This window comes from Bacillus sp. ISL-35 (assembly GCF_018613355.1).
Classification (GTDB): Bacteria; Bacillota; Bacilli; order Bacillales; family Cytobacillaceae; genus Mesobacillus.
This window is the reverse complement of sequence record NZ_JAGGQK010000002.1, coordinates 42,794-60,196: the sequence shown is the minus strand read 5'-3', so window position 1 is coordinate 60,196 and position 17,403 is coordinate 42,794. Positions and strand designations below refer to the sequence as shown.

Here is a 17,403-nt window from a genome sequence, read left to right as displayed (position 1 = left end):
GATATGCAGATGATTTCATTTGGAATGATGTCTCGATCCTTCAATAGTGAAACAACTTATTTTACCGAAATGGCCAAACGGGCAAATCCTGATATATTCACCTGCTTCAGGTTCTCACCGGCAAAAATCCATCCGATCACTGAACTAGTGGCAGGAGAGAGATTCGATTATGAAAAGAAAAAGTGGTTAAAGGCCGAATTCCCACTGCCAAAGATAATTTATGACCGTTGTTTTTATGCAAATGACACTGAATCTAAACAGTCCATGGCAATCGTGAAATGGCTGAAAAGCCGAAAAGATATTACCTTCCTGGGAAATGGCCTGCCAAATAAATGGAGCATTTATGAGGTTCTATCCAGGTCCGCTCTCGCTCCTTATATCCCAGAGACCATCCTTGCGGCCAGCGGAAAAGCTGTAATAGCGCAGCTGGAAAAGTGGAGTACCGCGATTCTAAAACCTGTTTTCGGTTCTGGCGGCGCCGGAATTTTTAAAATTAAACAATCCGGCAGAAAATTCACTATCACGGCAGACGCTAATGGCAGCCTGTCAGAGAAGATATTTTTATCGACCAGTGAAACAGAGGAATGGCTCGATAGACTTTGCAGCAAAAACGAATACATGATGCAGCCCTTTCTCGAACTTTCTGATTCACAAAACCGTCCTTTTGATATCAGAGTGCTGCTGCAAAAGGACTGGAGAGACAATTGGATCCTGCGAGGAAAAGGAATACGCCTCGGCCATAAGGATGGCATCCTGTCGAATCTCGCTGCAGGCGGTGAAATCCAGGCATTCGAAGATTTTACAGGCTCGCTGGATTTCCGCACGAGAAAATTTCTTTTACTGGAATTAGAAGAAATCCTCTCAATCCTGCCAGGCATCCTTGAAGCATCCTTCCCCAGGTTATTCGAGCTCGGCATCGATATCGGTGTCTCAAAAGATCAAGCATTATGGGTGCTGGATACGAATTCAAAACCCGGCAGAAAAGTCATTGCATCACTCAATCCCGACCTGAAGGAAATTCTCTATAAAGCTCCGCTTGAATATGCAATGACACTTTCAGAAATTCTGCCAGAAAGAGAGGGACAGCATTTATGAGAAAAAAATATCCTGTGGAAATCATCACCCACTCCAAGCAGCTCGTCTTCATCCCTGCCGACCTTCCCAATAGCAAAGATATCAGAAAAGTCGCTTTCGGCAACAAGCTGCTTGATGTCACAGTCGCTCCCCATCCGAAAGGGAGAAATGTGATTGTCCTCAGCAATGACGTGCAGAAGGAGCTCTCCATGCCGGATCTGTCAATTCCCCTGCATGTGTTCATCGACCAGCAAACCCTGTTTATCGGTCCGCTGATCGGCATCCTGACATCCGGTTTCACTCCCTATCCATTGAGGCCAATCGGCGAGCGATCGATGTTCTTCGCCAAGCTGCTCTCGGTCAATAAATCCGTGGGCGCCCTGCCATTTGTTTTTGGCGAGGAGCATATCGATTGGGATCAAGGTTTGATCGACGGTTATTTCTTTGTCGGTGGCGGATGGAAGAAAATTAAAGTCCCTTTCCCGAATGTCGTATATGACCGCCTTCCAAACAGGAGGACAGAGAGAAAGTCGGAGCTTCGCAGCTTAAAGTCGAGAATGCAGACCGATTATCTGATTCCATGGTACAATCCTGGCTTTTTCAGCAAGCTTGATGTATTCGAACGGCTGCAGCAGGATGAACGGGCAGTTGAATACCTGCCTGAAACCCATCAATTTTCTTCTTTTTCGGTTATTGAACGGATGCTCTCAAACTACGGAAATGTCTATGTCAAACCAGCTAATGGAAGTCTCGGCCTGGGAATCCATCAAATCCTGTTCGATAAGCATAATGGCTACTATTATTGTCGCTACCGTGACCAGGAAGGGGCTAATAAGTTAACGAAATTTGACAGTCTAGAAAAATTGATGAAGAAGATCTTTTACAAGCGGAACCTTTCACAGATGATTGTCCAGCAGGGCATTAGCCTGCTAAGGTCTGACAAACGACTGATCGATTTCAGGGTGCATACGAATAAAGATGAATACGGACATTGGCAGCTGGCAGCGATTGCCGCAAAAATTGCTGGACATGGAAGTGTGACGACTCACGTGAACAACGGCGGCATCGTAAAATCACTTGATGAGCTATTCGAGGACCAGGAAGAGCGGGAGTCATGTGAAAAAAAACTTACAGAAGCCGCCCTGGTCCTGAGCACCATTTTAGAAAAAAACATGGAAGGAATCATTGGAGAGATTGGTTTTGACCTGGGGATTGATAAGTCAGGAAAAGTCTGGCTATTCGAGGCAAATTCAAAGCCAGGCCGGTCGATTTTCAAGCATCCTAAGCTGAAAAATTTCGATTTGCTCACCCGGAAGCTTTCTCTATCCTTTGGCATATTTTTAGCGGAAAAAGCCATTACAGCACCCGAGGAACTTTTCCAATGAAACTTCGCTATCACACCGAATCGAAGGAATGGACTCATGAAGCCAAAGCTGGTGGAAGCATCAGCTTTGGCTTTAATAAAATCCAAATCAGATCCACCCCTTCAAGCTCTGTCCCGCAGCAAACATACCCATTCACCTTAAAAAACAAGCAGGGAAATTGCGGCCCGCTGGTTGGAATCATGACCTCCATGAGCAAAGAAATGGCACTGGCAGGCAACGGAGCACTATTCAAATCACTCCAGGAGGTGCTGGTGAAACGCAATGGAATGGTGGTTGTTTTCCCTCCAGAAACCGTCGTCAAGGATGGCCTTACCGGGGTCACATTTTTACCTGAAGCCAACAAATGGATTCCTGTCAAGACGCCGCTGCCGCATCTTGTCTTCAATCGCGTGCCATTCCGAAAAGCTGAACAGCAGCAGCCTTTCAAGGATGCAGTGGATTACTTCTCCGCACTCGGGATCCCATTTTTCAATCCTGCCTTCATTAACAAAAACAAGCTTTACTCCATTTTTGCAAGACATGATCAATTAAGGAAGTTAATGCCTGAAAGCATTTGTGTAAAAACGATGATCCAGCTGGCGGCCTTTCTTGAAAAACATCAGGGAATTTATCTGAAGCCAGCTTCTTCCTCCAAAGGCATCGGGATTTTCCGGCTGCGGCAAAGGAACGGACAAATTGAGTTGGAGAGCCATTCCCAACGCCAGGTTTATCCGGGTATGAAGGAATTCTGGAAGGCAAAATACAGGCAGCTGTTAAAACACGATTATATCGCCCAAAAAGAAATCAAGCCTGCAGCCATTGGTGGAAAGCGGTTCGATTTCCGTGTCCATGCTCATGATGGATTGGATGGTTATGAAGTAACCGGCATCGGAATCCGCCAATCAGAGAAACTAGACTTGACCACCCACGTGCCGAACGGCGGAATCGTACTTCCTTATATTCATGTGAAGAATCCCAGGCATGATGCATTTTTCGCATGGGCCGTAAAGGAAATCGGGCATCTGCTGACAGAAGAATTGGGCTATTTCGGGGAATTCTCCCTCGATGCCGGGCTCACTGTAGAAGGAGACTATGCCATTTTTGAAGTGAACTCAAAACCAATGAGCTTTGATGAATCCCAAATCGAAGAAAAAAGGATCATTGCACTTGTAGATTTATTTTTCAGGAAATCCGGTTTTTCAAATTGAGGTCGCTCCCCTTTCCACTATTGCTATATAATAGTGGTATAGATCATCTAACAGGGGGAATCACAGTGATCACTCATTTCCAATTCAAATCATTATTTGAAAATAAAGAAATGCCTGGCTGGCATTTTTCCTTTTATTTTAAAAAGCAGAAGTATACGGGAATTTATCATCAAAATGGAGATATTCAATGGATTTCCGAACCGCCCCTGGACGGGGATATCGACCAGCTGAAGGAACGTGTTCACGAGCTGATGCTTTTCCATGTGTATGACAAATAATCTGTATGTTTCTTGTTCCTTTCCGACATTCTAAGCGTAAAAGAATTGAAGGAGGAAACCATGAAACAAAAGGACAAGAAAATGTTCGCTGAGGACCTGCAATATGAGGGCCGGGATAAAGTATATGTCGATGTCGACAGGATGATCAATGAGGGGATGGCAGGCGGGACTGTCCATCGATTGGACGATACTCCAAATATCGGGGAAAGCCATGAACTCCCACCTGAAGATCCGCCTAATAAATAGGAAACAAAAAAAAGACACCACATCCTAAAAAGGATGCTGGTGTCTTATCTGCTTTTAACAATCATATTGACTGCATCTTTGATGGCTTCGTCGGCTTCTTTGCCTTCCTTAGCTGCTTCCGTGATGCATGATTCCAGGTTTTTTGCCACGATGAAACCAATCGCACGGTCTACTGCAGAACGGACTGCCGATAATTGTGTGACAACATCCTTGCAGTGATTTTCTTCTTCCATCATGCGGATAACGCCGCGCACTTGGCCTTCCAAACGCTTTAAGCGATTTTTCATTTCTGGTGTGTATTCCATTTCCCTGCACCTCTCTCCTACGGTACCCCGTATTGTATCTATTATACCAATATATTTTCCTTTTTTCTACCAGTTTATCCCGTGGCGTGAATTCACATTTCAAAGCCACACCTGTTATAATAAAAGATATGTCAACTTTTATCAAATTAAATCTGAGGATACTTATATGATTAATAAAATATTAGCTTATTTTCCTGATTCTGTCACGCACAATCATTTTCCAGCTCATCCATCAAGTGAACATCATTGGTTTCAATTTACCGAGGAAGAGCCAATATGGATCAGCATTCCAAAGGAACAGATATCGGAAGACCAGCTTGACTTGCTGAAGAATCTGCTTCAGTATATTGAAACCGATCCGCATACTGTTCTTACTGGTAAAGCACTTGCGTGGAGTGATTTTCTTTTTCATGGTGGAGCGATACCGCCGACTGCGATGGAAGAGGTCCGTTTCATTCAATTCCGGCTGCAGGCAAAACATATCGAAACAGAGGAAATCAATGAGGCTTTGCAAGGCTTTTTCCCTGAACATACTATCCTCTGGAGGAAGGACTCCTATGGAATGATCATTGAAGAGAAGAAGGAAATCATTGAAGATGCAGACGAGCTTCAATCAATTTCCGCAACATTCGAAAGTGACTTTTTTATTAAAATTTCTTTTTATATCGGCAAGTTCCAAACAATTTCCCGGCAGCTCCCAGGCTTTTTCACAAACGAAAAGCAAGTTTTCCTAGAATTAGTTAAGCTTACGAATCGCGGAGATGTCTTCACTTTTGAAAAAGCCTTTCCGATGCTCCTGGCAACACAGCTGCCAGATCATTTACAGGATATTCTCTCCCATTCAATTCTCGATGCATTTGGCGATGACAAAGAGTTAATGACTACGATCAAAACGTTCCTGGAAAGCAATTCGAATGTTTCACTTGCAGCTAAAAAATTGTATGTACACCGAAATACCCTTCAGTACAGACTAGACAAGTTCACAGAAAAAACCGGTGTGCAGCTGAAGGATTTTGACGCAGCCATCGTTGTTTATCTTGCCGGCCTTTATAAAGAAATGGGCTGATTTAGACGGTTTGAACAATTTGCATAAAAGGGCTTTCATTTTTTTGTGCATCCTGCTGATGATTAATGGTAGGCCTTTTCGCTAAACTGTTCTTGTAGACAAACAATCAGGGAGGCTTAAAAAATGGCCGAGTTAAAATTAGACAATATTTATAAAATTTATGATAACAAAGTAACTGCTGTTGAAGATTTCAACCTTCACATCGAAGACAAAGAATTCATCGTATTCGTTGGACCATCTGGCTGCGGTAAATCAACGACTCTTCGTATGATTGCAGGTCTTGAGGAAATTTCCAAAGGTGATTTCTACATCGACGGGAAACGAGTGAACGACGTTCCTCCTAAAGACCGTGACATCGCGATGGTTTTCCAGAACTACGCTCTATATCCACATATGACTGTATACGATAACATGGCTTTCGGATTGAAGCTTCGCAAGTTCCCGAAGGATGAAATCGACCGCCGCGTTAAAGAGGCAGCAAAGATTCTTGGTCTTGAACCTTACCTGGACCGCAAGCCAAAAGCACTTTCCGGCGGCCAGCGCCAGCGTGTTGCATTGGGTCGTGCGATTGTCCGTGACGCAAAGGTATTCTTAATGGACGAACCATTATCAAACCTTGATGCAAAGCTTCGTGTACAGATGCGTGCTGAAATTGCCAAGCTTCACCGCCGCCTGGATACAACAACTATCTACGTAACACATGACCAGACTGAAGCGATGACAATGGCAACCCGCCTTGTAGTCATGAAAGATGGAATTATCCAGCAGGTTGGAGCTCCAAAAGAAGTTTATGAAAATCCAGAGAATGTCTTCGTTGGAGGATTCATCGGATCTCCTTCCATGAACTTCTTCACTGGAAAGCTTGAAGAAGGAAAGTTCACAATCAACAATTCTTCTATTGCTGTCCCAGAAGGAAAAATGAAAGTCCTTCGCGCACAAGGTTATGTAGGAAAAGACATCATCCTTGGTGTAAGACCAGAAGACCTTCATGATGAGCCAGTATTCATCGATGCTTCTCAAGGTTCCACTGTTAAAGCAACTGTAGAAGTATCTGAATTGACTGGTGCTGAAACAATGATCTATTCTCAATTCGAAGGCCAGGATTTCGTAGCTCGTGTTGATTCACGCACAGATGTAACTCCAGGCCAGGTAATTGAATTGGCATTCGATATGAACAAGGTTCACTTCTTCGATGCAGAAACAGAAGTAAGAATCCGTCCATAATACATGAAAAAGGCAACCATTGCGGTTGCTTTTTTTTTGCTTTCTTGACCATGGATCATTCTTTGATTAAAAATACCTGGCTTGTTCCGCAGCTTGGACATTTGAACAAGTGCGGGCACTCCTCCTCGGCAAAATCGGCAGGATAACCATCTTCAAGCTTCATTTGATCAATTGGCATATACGGACTGTAATCATCATAAAAGTCTGCTTCCCTCCCGCTGTCCTCCATGCTGCCGCTGCAGTTTGGACATGGAAGAGCAACGTTCCTGAAGCCATTGCAAATCGGGCACATCCCCATCCTTTTCCATCCTTTCTCCTGTATCGCTAGCATTAGTTTGTGTTGATTAAAATTGGTTATGTAAGGTGATAATATTGGTATTAATTACCTTAATTGATCAGCGCATAAACTTTTCGAAACAAAACATACTAGTTATTAATAAAGCAGCAACAAAGAAAAAAGCGCAGCTTAGCAAAGGGATTAAGACATTGGGTTAAGCCTAGAAGGCAGCTATGACGTGCGCCGGTGCAATTCCGGCTAGCCCAGCCAAACTCCTCATCATGGGTTAAACCCAGGCGGCATGGCAAAAGCCATGATTGGTTCGACTCCAATACTAACCCAAATACAACTCTGAAAAACACAAAGGAGGAAATATTAATGGCTAGTAGCAACAACTCTAATCAATTATTAGTTCCTGGTGTTCAACAAGCTCTTGATCAAATGAAGTACGAAATCGCAACAGAATTTGGCGTACAGCTTGGCGGCGAAACAACTTCTCGCGCTAACGGATCAGTTGGTGGAGAAATCACTAAGCGCCTTGTGCAAATGGCTGAGCAACAACTTGGCGGATCTGCACGCTAAATTGCATTAAACAATAAAATAAGAATGGCTTAGGCCCCCTTCATCAGGGGGCCTTACTATTTTCTGGTTTCACTGACTCCCCACATGGCCCCTGGAAAAGCACCAAGTGCATACTCTCATCAAATCATCTTTTCAGGCTTGACCCACTGATCATATTGCTCTGAAGTTAAATACCCCGTCTTGATTGCCGCTTCCTTCAAGGTAGTGTTTTCCTTGAAAGCAAGCTTGGCGATTTCAGCTGCTTTTTCATAACCAATATGCGGATTCAAAGATGTGACAAGCATGAGTGAGCGGTCAACATGACCAGCAATGACATCCAGATTCGCTTCAATTCCTGCAGCACAGTTATCATTGAAAGACCTCATTCCATCTGCCAGCAGTCTTGCACTTTGCAGGAAGTTATAGATGATGACAGGCTTGAATACATTCAATTCAAAATTACCCTGACTTGCCGCAAATCCGATTGTCGCATCATTTCCAAAAACCTGGGTTGCCACCATTGTCAGGGCTTCACTTTGCGTCGGATTGACTTTGCCTGGCATGATGGAGCTGCCTGGTTCATTTGCCGGTATGGAGAGCTCGCCAATCCCGCTTCTTGGGCCGCTGGCAAGCCAGCGAACGTCATTGGCAATTTTCATCAAGTCGGCTGCCAGTCCTTTTAATGCTCCGTGAAGGAAGACAATTTCATCATGCGATGTCAAAGCCTGGAATTTATTCGGTGCAGAACGGAAGGTTTCTCCTGTTTGGCTGGCAAGCTGGCTTGCTACCTGGTCACCGAAGTCTTTCGCTGCATTTATTCCTGTTCCGACAGCTGTCCCGCCTATTGCCAGATCTCTCACATACTTGAGACCATCCTCGATCATTTGTTTATCTTTTTCAAGCATCGCTTTCCATCCGCTGATTTCCTGCCCCAATGTCAAAGGGGTCGCATCCTGGAGATGGGTTCGGCCGATCTTGATGATTTCATTGAATTCCTCTTCTTTTTTCCTTAACGTCTCCTTTAGGAGCTCAAGGGAAGGCAATACTTCAGCACTCACTTTTTTTACAGCGGCAATATGCATCGCCGTCGGGAATGTGTCGTTCGAACTCTGCGACATATTCACATCATCATTCGGATGGACCTTTTCTTCTGCCTGCTGCTCGGCAAGCAGTTCATTCGCTCTTCTGGCGACTACCTCGTTGACGTTCATATTAGACTGAGTTCCGCTTCCTGTCTGCCACACGACCAACGGAAAATGCGCATCGAATTTTCCTGCAAGAATTTCATCACAGGCCGTCTCAATCACCTTTGCTTTTGTTTCCGATAACTTTCCAGACGCAGCATTCACTCTGGCTGCAGCTTTCTTTACTTCCACAAAAGCATAAATGACTTCTATTGGCATTTTTTCTGTGCCAATCTTGAAATTCTGCTTGCTTCGCTGAGTTTGTGCGCCCCAATATTTATCAGATGGCACCTTAATTTCACCAATCGTATCCCTTTCAATCCGATAATCTGACAAAATGATCCCTCCTCAATCTAATTATTTACTTATCTAAACATTTCAAACATTCTCGCCTTCAGGATACCTTTTTTAAAGCCCAAATGACAGAAAAGTGTATGTAAACAGACGAAAAAAGCGGAAGCAGTCATGAATGCTACTTCCGCTTTTCATTATGTCTTTTTTTGCTTAAGGTTATGCTTTATAAATTGCATATCCAATATAATAGCCCAGGATCATGATGCTCGCGATGCTTAAGGTTACTGTGAGTTCCGCCATCTAAACAACCTCCTGAAATAATATGGTTATTATTAAACTACCACAGGAACACCAGAGACAACTGAGTCGTTTCGCAACATTCTGTGACAAAAACAGGAATTATAGTGAGGTTTCACACAGGGTTACCGCAGCTGCGGACAGAAAAAAAGGCTGTTTTCGTAAAGATTGTTGTTAAAATCCTAAAGCCGATTTTAACGTAATATTTTCCTATTTTGGCGGTCGGTATATGGTTTGCATGCTCTTTTCTCATAAAAAGCGTCTACTTTAAGAAGGAATAAAGCGAATTCAATCCAATTTTGAATTCAATAGCAACAAAGTTTGAGAAAAGAGCCTAAAAAAATCCACACCCATTAAGAATGAGTGTGAATCTCTTTTTAACCTGCCTTCGCTTTGTTTCCAAGCTGCAGCTGGTACATTTGATAATACTTCCCTTTCAACTCCATTAACTGATCATGATTGCCTTTTTCCACAATCCGGCCGCGATCCAGTACAAGAATTTGATCGGCATTGCGGATCGTCGATAGCCTGTGGGCAATGATGAAGGTCGTTCTTCCTTCCTTCAGGACATTCATTGCCTCCTGGATGATCGCTTCCGTCTCAGTATCAATACTAGAGGTTGCCTCATCAAGGATTAAGATGGCCGGGTCAAAAGCCAGAGCCCTGGCAAAAGAGATCAATTGCCTCTGCCCGCTGGAAAGTGTACTTCCCTTCTCAATCACCGGCTCATCATAGCCATTTTCAAGGTTTTTCAGGACTCTGTCAGCTCCGACGCTTTGCAGTGCTTTCTCGACAGTATCCCTAGATATCGAAGGATGTTCAAGGCTGACATTGGAAGCGATCGTCCCAGTAAAGAGGAACGGATCCTGAAGGACAATGCCCATATACTTTCTTAAGGTTTGCCTTGGCATTTCGGAAATGTCCATCCCATCAATCATGATTTTCCCTTCCTGGGGATCATAAAACCTGAACAGCAGATTCATGATTGAGCTTTTGCCGGATCCTGTATGACCGACGAGTGCTACAGTTTCTCCTTGTCTAGCTTCAAAGTTAAGGTCCTTCAGTACATACTCGCCTTCTTTATAACTGAAGGAAACATGATCGAAAGTTACATTTCCTTTATAGCGTGGAACCTCTTCCTCGCTTACATCAATTCCTTCTTCATCCATCAGTTTGAAAACTCTCTCCCCGGCAACCAATGCTTGCTCGAGATTAGCCAGCTGGTTGACGATTCCCTGGACAGGATTGAAAAGCCGGTTGATATAATCGACGAACGCATAAAGCATCCCAAGTGAAATAGCAGAGGATGGCTGCAGGGCCTCGCCGCCGAAATACCAGATGAACGCCACGAAAACGATATTCCTCAACACTGCGACAAGATTATGGGAGGTCGACGAATTTAAGCTCAGCAGTTTATTCTGATAGGTAAAATGCTCGTTATTGAGCTTCTCGAAATCCTGGTGTGTTTCTTTTTCCCGGCCGAACGCCTGGATGATGCTCATTCCCTGGATCGATTCATTGATCACTCCGTTGATGTCGCTTACCCGTGAGCGAATCACATGATTATACTTCGATGCATATTTGCGGTACAGCTTTGCCCAGACAAACAGAACTGGCAATAACAGCAAACAGATGGCCGCAAGCTTCGCATTCAAGATGAACAAGGCAATATAGATGCCAGTAATATAGATGAAACTTGTAAAGAACGTGGACAGGACGGTTACGTACAGTTCACGTATCGCCTCTGTATCGTTCGTGATCCTGGCAACGACCTTTCCTGCTGGCAGATTGTCGAAATACCGAATCGGCAGCCTCTGGATTTGCCTGAAAACATCCTCCCTCAGCTTCTGGATGATCCGGTTGGCTGATTTTTGCAGATAGAATCTCTGTCCATACTGAAAGATTGCAGCGATGACCAGCAAACCGAAATAGAAGGCCAGCAGTTTAATAATGCCCGGAATTTCAGGCCGATAAAAACCCATCAATTCCTCACCTGAAAGCAATTGAGCTTCATACTGGGCAGCCTTGGGTCCTTTGTTGACCGTCAAGACCCCATCCTCATAACTTCGGCTGCCGTCGAATTCAATCTCTCTATCAACAAAAACAAAATTCCTGCCTACCTGAAGAATTTGAGCAGAATCTGTTTCCTGCTCCACATCATCTTTTGTATAAAAGTTGCCTTTATATTTTACAGCCCCGCTTTGTTCGTCAGTCGTATGCCAGACCGATTCAATCCCAAGGATATGATGGTCGATCATCCGCTTGGCGATGAACGGGCCAGCAAGGTCAGCGACGACAGCGACAGTCAGCATGGCCAGTGCAACTAAAATGATTCTTTTATAATTCAATGCATATTGGAACAGTCTTTTTCCTGTACTCATACGGAGTGCACCTCCTCTTCGACTGCTTCTGCCTGCTGCATGATATATTGAGCATGATACCAGCCTTTGGCCTCCATCAATTGTTCATGCGTACCTTCCTCAACGATTTTTCCATCTTCAAGGACAACGATATGGTCTGCATGCTCCACAGCAGATAATCGGTGTGTCGTGATGATGGTTGTTTTGGCATTCCGTTCTCTGCGGATATTATCAATGATTTTTTTCTCTGTTTTGGCATCGACTGCCGATAGCGAGTCATCAAGAATCAGGATTTCCGGATCCTTGATCAAAGCGCGTGCAATCGAAATCCGCTGCTTTTGGCCTCCTGAAAGTGCGACTCCCTTTTCACCGACAAGGGTTTCCAAGCCTTCAGGCAGCATTTCCAGATCCTTTCGAAAAGCCGACAAATCAATGATATCCTGCAACTCCTTATCAGTTGCCAGCGGGTTTCCGAACAGGATGTTTTCTTTCACCGAACGGGAAAAAAGGATGTTTTCCTGCGGAACATAACCCATCCAGCTCCTTGTCTGCCTCAGGCTGTGTTCCTGGATTGGCACACCTGATACAAGCAGGCTTCCACTGCCTTCAGGGTATTCCCTGAGGAGCTGTTTAATCAAAGTCGTTTTGCCGCTTCCTGTCTTGCCGACAATCCCGAGCGTTTGGCCACGATTCAGATGCAGCTTGATTTGATCAAGATTGTTCACTTTTGATGAAGGATACCTGAATGTCAACTCAGACATTTGTAAAAACTCCGGCTCATTGCCCTCCACCGGCTTAACCGGATCAGCAACATCCTCCTTGTAGGACAAGGTTTCATTCAGACGGTCTAGAGAAGCGTTGCCGCGCTGCATGACATTGATCAGTTCGCCAATTGCGAACATTGGCCAGATGAGCATACCGAGATATACATTAAAGCTAACCAGCTCGCCCAGCGTCAGTTTCTGCTGGAAGACGAGGAAGGCTCCATAGCCCAGGCCAATCAGGTAGCTCAGCCCAACAAGAATTTTGATCGTCGGTTCAAATAATGAATCAATTTTTGCGACTTCCACATTTTTGCGATAGACATCTTCCGTCAACTCATGGAACCGGGCTTCATCTGCTTTTTCCTGCACATAGGCCCTGATGACCCTAACTCCTGATACAGATTCCAGCACCCGGTCATTCAGCTCGCCGAATGCATCCTGGGCGGACGTGAACTTGGAATGGATCCTTTTCCCGTATATATTGATCAGATAGGCCATGATAGGCAGCGGGATAATGGAGACAAGTGTCAGCTCCCAGCTGATGAAAATGCCCATCGTAAGCAGAATCGTCAGCATAAAAATGCTTGAATCGACCAGTGTCAAGACGCCGAAACCTGCCGTGATCGAAATAGCCTTTAAATCGTTCGTCGCTCTTGCCATCAGGTCCCCTGTCCGGTTCTTTTCAAAAAACGTAGGAGTCATCTTTAGCATATGTTTCATGAAGCGGCTCCTCAGCTTCCTCTCGATCAGGAAAGCCCCTCCGAATAACTGGTACATCCAAATATAAGTGATGAAATATGAGACAACTGTAATAAGCGCCAGCGCACCAATATACTTGAAAATCAACGGCTGATTTATGGAGCCGAGTTGGATGGAATCTATGGCCATCCCGACGATTTTTGGGGGAAGTACATCAAGTACGCCGACAAAAATCAGTAATGTAATCGCAACACTATATCTTTTCCAGTTTTCTTTGAAAAACCAGCTTAACTTTTTTAATACCGATAACATTGTCAGTCACTCTCCTCTCTGTTGTAAAAAAACTGACTAGCCGCTTTCCAGATGTTCCTCTTTTACTAGTTTCTTTACATTTGCGTTGACCATATTGTTTCCTCCTTCAATATTTTTGGAATGGAACTTCCCTGCACATGAAAAAAGACATACCGCGGCATGCGATATGTCCTGAATCTCTTGATAAAGACAGAAAAAGGCACACGTCACGCGAATGCGCAACCCATGCCTCCAGCTTCTTAGAGAAAGTTGATTAACTACAAGTCAATTATTGTAAAAGGATGGGTTACAAGTATTCAGTTGATTGTATTTGGCGATTTTTACAATGTTCATGTCCGTAACCCTCCTTTTAGTTATTTTTTCCATTCCTTTGTAAGGTTATCATCTCAATGGCAAATATGTCAATTCTAACTTTTCGATATTTTTCATCATTTTTAATGGTTTCCTCATTTCCTGCGCCAGATCTTTCTTACAAACAGCAGGTAAAAAAGCAGCGGCATGGGAGCCTGGATCAAACCCAATATCCCCCATAGCCAATAATTATGGCCATGCTTACGGGCATTGGTAAACAGAAAAATGCTCTGCATCAATAAGATTACGACAACAGCAGCCAGCATGAGTGGTGACAGTTCTTCGTTCATCAGCTGTCCACCTGCTTCTGCATTCCTTTATAGCCAGAAAAAGCAGCGACAGCCACTGTAATCGCCTGGAGCATATAGAACAATACCGGCACTTGCAGCATGGTGAAGATGACCATGGTAAGGATCAGCCCGGCACATATAATGAACCATGTCAGCTCCCTGAGAAATTTCTTTTTTTGAGCTTCCTGCTGATTCAGCACCATTTGTTCAAACCACTTTTCATCAGGTGTATATATGTCCATGGAATCCAATTTATCCAGTCCATTATGAATCGCGCTAATGGTTTCAAAAAAAAATTCCTTATCCATTTGCTCATCCTTTGACGAGATTCCCTTTTGGTTTTTCATCTACTTTCAGCTCCCTTCTAACGGCTAAAAGACCGTGGTGGACTCTAGACTTTGCAGTACCAGCGGCGATATTCAGGATTTCACCAATCTCATCATATGAATATCCATAATAGTGCTTAAGAATGAGCGGGATCCTCATTTCATCTGATAGTCTGGATAAGGCAGCAAGTGCATCTGTCCATTCCTCATTCCTGGATTCCATATGCCATTGCAGCTTGCGAGACCTTGCTTCCCCATCGTTCCACTCTCGTTCGCGCTTTTTCTTACGCTGCTGGTCGATGTACATATTTGTTGCGATGCTGATGAGCCATGAGGAGAACTTGGATTTCCCATTGAATAAGTGAATCTTCTCCACACATTTTGCCATTGTCGCCTGTGCCAATTCTTCGGACAGGTCAGGATTCATCGTAATCTTCATCAGGTATTTTACCAGCAGGGGATAATGATTCCTGAACAGCACAGCAAACGAATGGTGGTCACCTTTTTTCGCTTCAGTGATTAACTCTATTTCATCCATAAAAGCATGCCTCGCTTTCCCCGCCACCCCAAAAATGAACTCTATTATTCATTATTTATTCATAAGACGTCTGAAGTAAAGAACCGTTCAAAAAATTTTTTCTTGGCCAATAAAAAAAGAAAGCCCACAAAGGACCTTCATTTATACTCCTGATTCTGCTGCGGCTTTTTCGACCCCAGCAGTCTGTTCTTCGGCCAGTTTTGGCAGGGCAATCAGATAAAATAAACCAACTAATGCAAGACAGCCGCCAACAATCCAATATAGCATTTCGATGGTCAGAAAAACCGGGAAGCTATAGGCAATAAAAGCAAGCGTCAGCGACTGGGAGAGCATGCTCAACGGACTAATCAGCCCCTGAACTCTGCCCATCATTTTAGGATCAATGATGCTCGGCAGCCATCCCCCAAGCCCAACATTAATAAGCGGCAGTGCCAAAGCAGAGATAAAGAGAATGCCGAGGAACAGGTAAATGTTATTTGGAATTGAAGCAAGAGCCGTGAAACTGCCAGCAATCAATAGTCCCGCTGAAATCAGATGATAAAGCTTAACTTTTTGGGAAAGCAATGATGCGATGAAACTGCCAATCAAAACACCGATGCCAAACACGAATCCGATGACAATCGAGTATTGCTCATAGGAATCTGGCGCAAGCTTATACTTCAGGATAAAGATCGGCATGACCGAGAAGCCACCATTGACAATGCCGAAAATGAAAAAGCCGATGATCAGAGTAGATAGCAATCTGCTGCTCAAAACATAGGAGAATCCTCGTTTAAAATCACTGAAGACCATCTTGATGTTCAGTTCCTTCAGTTTTTGCGGACCATTCGGAAGTCTTGCCTCCAGCGAAACCACCGTTTTCTGAACCAATAGTGCACTGATGATGAACGATAATGTATCAATCAAAATTGCTCCATAGATCCCAATCGACCAGTAAGCCAGGACTCCAAGACCATTGCCGAACAGCATGAACAAACTCATGACGAGCTGGTTCAATCCCGCAGCAGTCGTATAATCCTCTTTCTTCAGGATTCCCTGCACCATTCCATGCTCAGCTGGGAAAAAGAACTTTTGAATGGCGCTCCTTAAAAACAGTACCGCAAAGACCAACGGCATCCAGCCTACAAAAATGGCCGCAATCAAACCAAGCGATAAACCAGCGCTGATCCAATCACAATAAACGGCAATCTTTTGCCGGTCCATCCGATCAGCGAAAACCCCAATCATGAAAAACACTGCCAGCATTGGCAAAGAATACATCAATTCGGTAACAGTCGCATACACAGGCTGGGAGCTGAACCGGTCAAGCAAGTAAAACATAAAGGCCGTCAAACCGATGGTACTGCCCATTTGGGAAGTGAAGTTTGCCAGAAACAACTTGGTGAAGCTGCCGTTCCTGAAAATATCCATAAATTTTTTCATTCGTTTTTCTCCTCGCAACTCATTTAGTATCTTTATGGTATCGTAACTTCCTGTTGGCAAGAATCTTTCTCCCGGCTGTTTCCTTCTCCTGCTTGAGACGGATTTAAACAGCACTGAGGTCGTATGCTGGGTACTTGTTCTATTGAAGCCTTTCTCTGCAGGCCTTTTATGCTATAGGCCGCTCATTGGCGACCTCTTTTTCAGGTTTCTGGAGATTTAGGTCACCAATAGGGCTCATTGGTGACCTCTTTTTCCGATTTCTGGAGATTCAGGGCACCAATTCGGCTCATTGCTTACCTCTTTTTCCAGTTACAGGAATTTGCAATCGCCAATTCTGCCAACATCGCCCATTTCACTCCATGAAGGTTTTCAAACCACGATTACGGGGTAATATTCAACTAACCTACTTAAAAAAGTTTTTTAAAGGAGTTAATTATAAATGAAAGAGATTATGTCATCTAATGTAATGGTACAAAAGAGATTTACAATGAAGAAAATGCTTGAAATCTATCAGGCTGCTAATAAATTGGATAGTACTACTTACTTATACAGCCGTCAGAAGGCAGTTGAGGCAACATCATTGTCCAAACTTGTATCATTCCTGCTGACTGTCGAACCAAATACAACTTTAAAAATTATTATGGAAGGCACCGATGTAGAACCTAAATTGAACCAGTTGACAAAACTGTTAACAAACGAGGCTTCTGTACTTCGGGTGAAGCGCAAGCGACTGATCGAAACTACAGAATCTTTTCAAATATAATCACAGTATCAGAACATACAATAGTTGAGGTGAATTTTCGTGGTAAGAACAATACTAATGATCGTCGGCGCAATCGTCGTGATCGGTTTCCTGTTAAGATTATTATAAGGACGTTCCAAAAGGGGCTGCTATTGGTCAAAAACTTGACCTTAGGCAGCCTCTTTTTTATGCGGTTATCAACCTGGCCAGAACAGAGCTTA

General features: G+C 43.9%; 18 protein-coding genes. 9 read left to right on the top strand and 9 right to left on the bottom strand.

Annotation, left to right across the window (positions count from 1 at the left end):
- The first annotated feature begins 9 nt into the window (after positions 1-9).
- The 5 genes from J7E38_RS03555 (at position 10) to J7E38_RS03535 (ending at position 4,170) form a co-directional block, all read left to right on the top strand.
- Positions 10-1,095, top strand: coding sequence for a YheC/YheD family endospore coat-associated protein (locus J7E38_RS03555; protein ID WP_214709456.1), 1,086 nt, complete (start codon positions 10-12; stop codon positions 1,093-1,095).
- The gene (locus tag J7E38_RS03550) at positions 1,092-2,459 is read left to right on the top strand and encodes a YheC/YheD family endospore coat-associated protein (RefSeq protein WP_214709458.1); all 1,368 of its coding nucleotides are present in this window, start codon (positions 1,092-1,094) and stop codon (positions 2,457-2,459) included. The genes J7E38_RS03555 and J7E38_RS03550 overlap by 4 nt, the downstream gene beginning before the upstream one ends.
- The gene (locus tag J7E38_RS03545) at positions 2,456-3,646 is read left to right on the top strand and encodes a YheC/YheD family endospore coat-associated protein (RefSeq protein ID WP_214709460.1); all 1,191 of its coding nucleotides are present in this window, start codon (positions 2,456-2,458) and stop codon (positions 3,644-3,646) included. The genes J7E38_RS03550 and J7E38_RS03545 overlap by 4 nt, the downstream gene beginning before the upstream one ends.
- 65 nt (positions 3,647-3,711) lie before the next feature.
- Positions 3,712-3,924 carry a YheE family protein gene (locus tag J7E38_RS03540; RefSeq protein WP_214709462.1) on the top strand — a complete coding sequence of 71 codons (213 nt, stop codon included), beginning with the start codon at positions 3,712-3,714 and terminating at the stop codon, positions 3,922-3,924.
- 60 nt (positions 3,925-3,984) lie between these two features.
- Entirely contained in the window at positions 3,985-4,170 is a 186-nt protein-coding gene (locus tag J7E38_RS03535; RefSeq protein WP_214709464.1) for a hypothetical protein, read from the top strand.
- Positions 4,171-4,214: 44 nt separating this feature from the next.
- On the opposite strand, the gene J7E38_RS03530 is transcribed toward J7E38_RS03535, so the two are convergent.
- Positions 4,215-4,475: a metal-sensitive transcriptional regulator gene (locus J7E38_RS03530; protein ID WP_079507876.1), complete on the bottom strand. Its 261-nt coding sequence runs from the start codon at positions 4,473-4,475 to the stop codon at positions 4,215-4,217.
- Positions 4,476-4,641: 166 nt separating this feature from the next.
- On the opposite strand from J7E38_RS03530, the gene J7E38_RS03525 reads away from it, so the two are divergent.
- Positions 4,642-5,541, top strand: coding sequence for a PucR family transcriptional regulator (locus J7E38_RS03525; RefSeq protein WP_214709466.1), 900 nt, complete (start codon positions 4,642-4,644; stop codon positions 5,539-5,541).
- A 123-nt stretch (positions 5,542-5,664) separates the two neighbouring features.
- A complete protein-coding gene (locus J7E38_RS03520; RefSeq protein ID WP_214709468.1) occupies positions 5,665-6,765 on the top strand; it encodes an ABC transporter ATP-binding protein in 1,101 nt (366 codons plus the stop codon).
- A 55-nt stretch (positions 6,766-6,820) separates the two neighbouring features.
- Here the strand turns inward: J7E38_RS03520 and J7E38_RS03515 are convergent, their stop codons facing one another.
- On the bottom strand, positions 6,821-7,063 hold the full coding sequence (locus J7E38_RS03515; RefSeq protein WP_214709470.1) for a hypothetical protein: 243 nt from the start codon (positions 7,061-7,063) through the stop codon (positions 6,821-6,823).
- A 357-nt stretch (positions 7,064-7,420) separates the two neighbouring features.
- Between J7E38_RS03515 and J7E38_RS03510 the strand changes: the two genes are divergently transcribed.
- Positions 7,421-7,624, top strand: a complete 204-nt coding sequence (locus tag J7E38_RS03510; protein WP_023615428.1) for an alpha/beta-type small acid-soluble spore protein — start codon at positions 7,421-7,423, stop codon at positions 7,622-7,624.
- A gap of 119 nt (positions 7,625-7,743) precedes the next feature.
- Here J7E38_RS03510 and fumC read toward each other — a convergent pair whose 3' ends face one another.
- The 7 genes from fumC to J7E38_RS03475 all read right to left on the bottom strand — a co-directional run bounded on the left by fumC (position 7,744) and on the right by J7E38_RS03475 (position 16,440).
- Positions 7,744-9,123 (bottom strand): class II fumarate hydratase, encoded by a 1,380-nt coding sequence (gene fumC, locus J7E38_RS03505; protein ID WP_214709472.1) that lies wholly within the window; start codon positions 9,121-9,123, stop codon positions 7,744-7,746.
- Positions 9,124-9,755: 632 nt separating this feature from the next.
- A complete protein-coding gene (locus tag J7E38_RS03500; protein ID WP_214709474.1) occupies positions 9,756-11,759 on the bottom strand; it encodes an ABC transporter ATP-binding protein in 2,004 nt (667 codons plus the stop codon).
- Positions 11,756-13,513 carry an ABC transporter ATP-binding protein gene (locus tag J7E38_RS03495; protein WP_214709476.1) on the bottom strand — a complete coding sequence of 586 codons (1,758 nt, stop codon included), beginning with the start codon at positions 13,511-13,513 and terminating at the stop codon, positions 11,756-11,758. Before J7E38_RS03495 ends, J7E38_RS03500 begins: the two co-directional genes overlap by 4 nt.
- A gap of 446 nt (positions 13,514-13,959) precedes the next feature.
- Entirely contained in the window at positions 13,960-14,154 is a 195-nt protein-coding gene (locus J7E38_RS03490) for a hypothetical protein (RefSeq protein WP_214709637.1), read from the bottom strand.
- The gene (locus J7E38_RS03485; RefSeq protein ID WP_214709478.1) at positions 14,154-14,501 is read right to left on the bottom strand and encodes a YxlC family protein; all 348 of its coding nucleotides are present in this window, start codon (positions 14,499-14,501) and stop codon (positions 14,154-14,156) included. Before J7E38_RS03485 ends, J7E38_RS03490 begins: the two co-directional genes overlap by 1 nt.
- Positions 14,467-15,018 (bottom strand): RNA polymerase sigma factor SigY, encoded by a 552-nt coding sequence (gene sigY / locus J7E38_RS03480; protein ID WP_214709480.1) that lies wholly within the window; start codon positions 15,016-15,018, stop codon positions 14,467-14,469. The genes J7E38_RS03485 and sigY overlap by 35 nt, the downstream gene beginning before the upstream one ends.
- A 141-nt stretch (positions 15,019-15,159) precedes the next feature.
- On the bottom strand, positions 15,160-16,440 hold the full coding sequence (locus tag J7E38_RS03475; protein WP_214709482.1) for an MFS transporter: 1,281 nt from the start codon (positions 16,438-16,440) through the stop codon (positions 15,160-15,162).
- A gap of 487 nt (positions 16,441-16,927) precedes the next feature.
- On the opposite strand from J7E38_RS03475, the gene J7E38_RS03470 reads away from it, so the two are divergent.
- Positions 16,928-17,203, top strand: coding sequence for an HPr family phosphocarrier protein (locus J7E38_RS03470; RefSeq protein WP_214709484.1), 276 nt, complete (start codon positions 16,928-16,930; stop codon positions 17,201-17,203).
- Positions 17,204-17,403 lie beyond the last annotated feature (200 nt).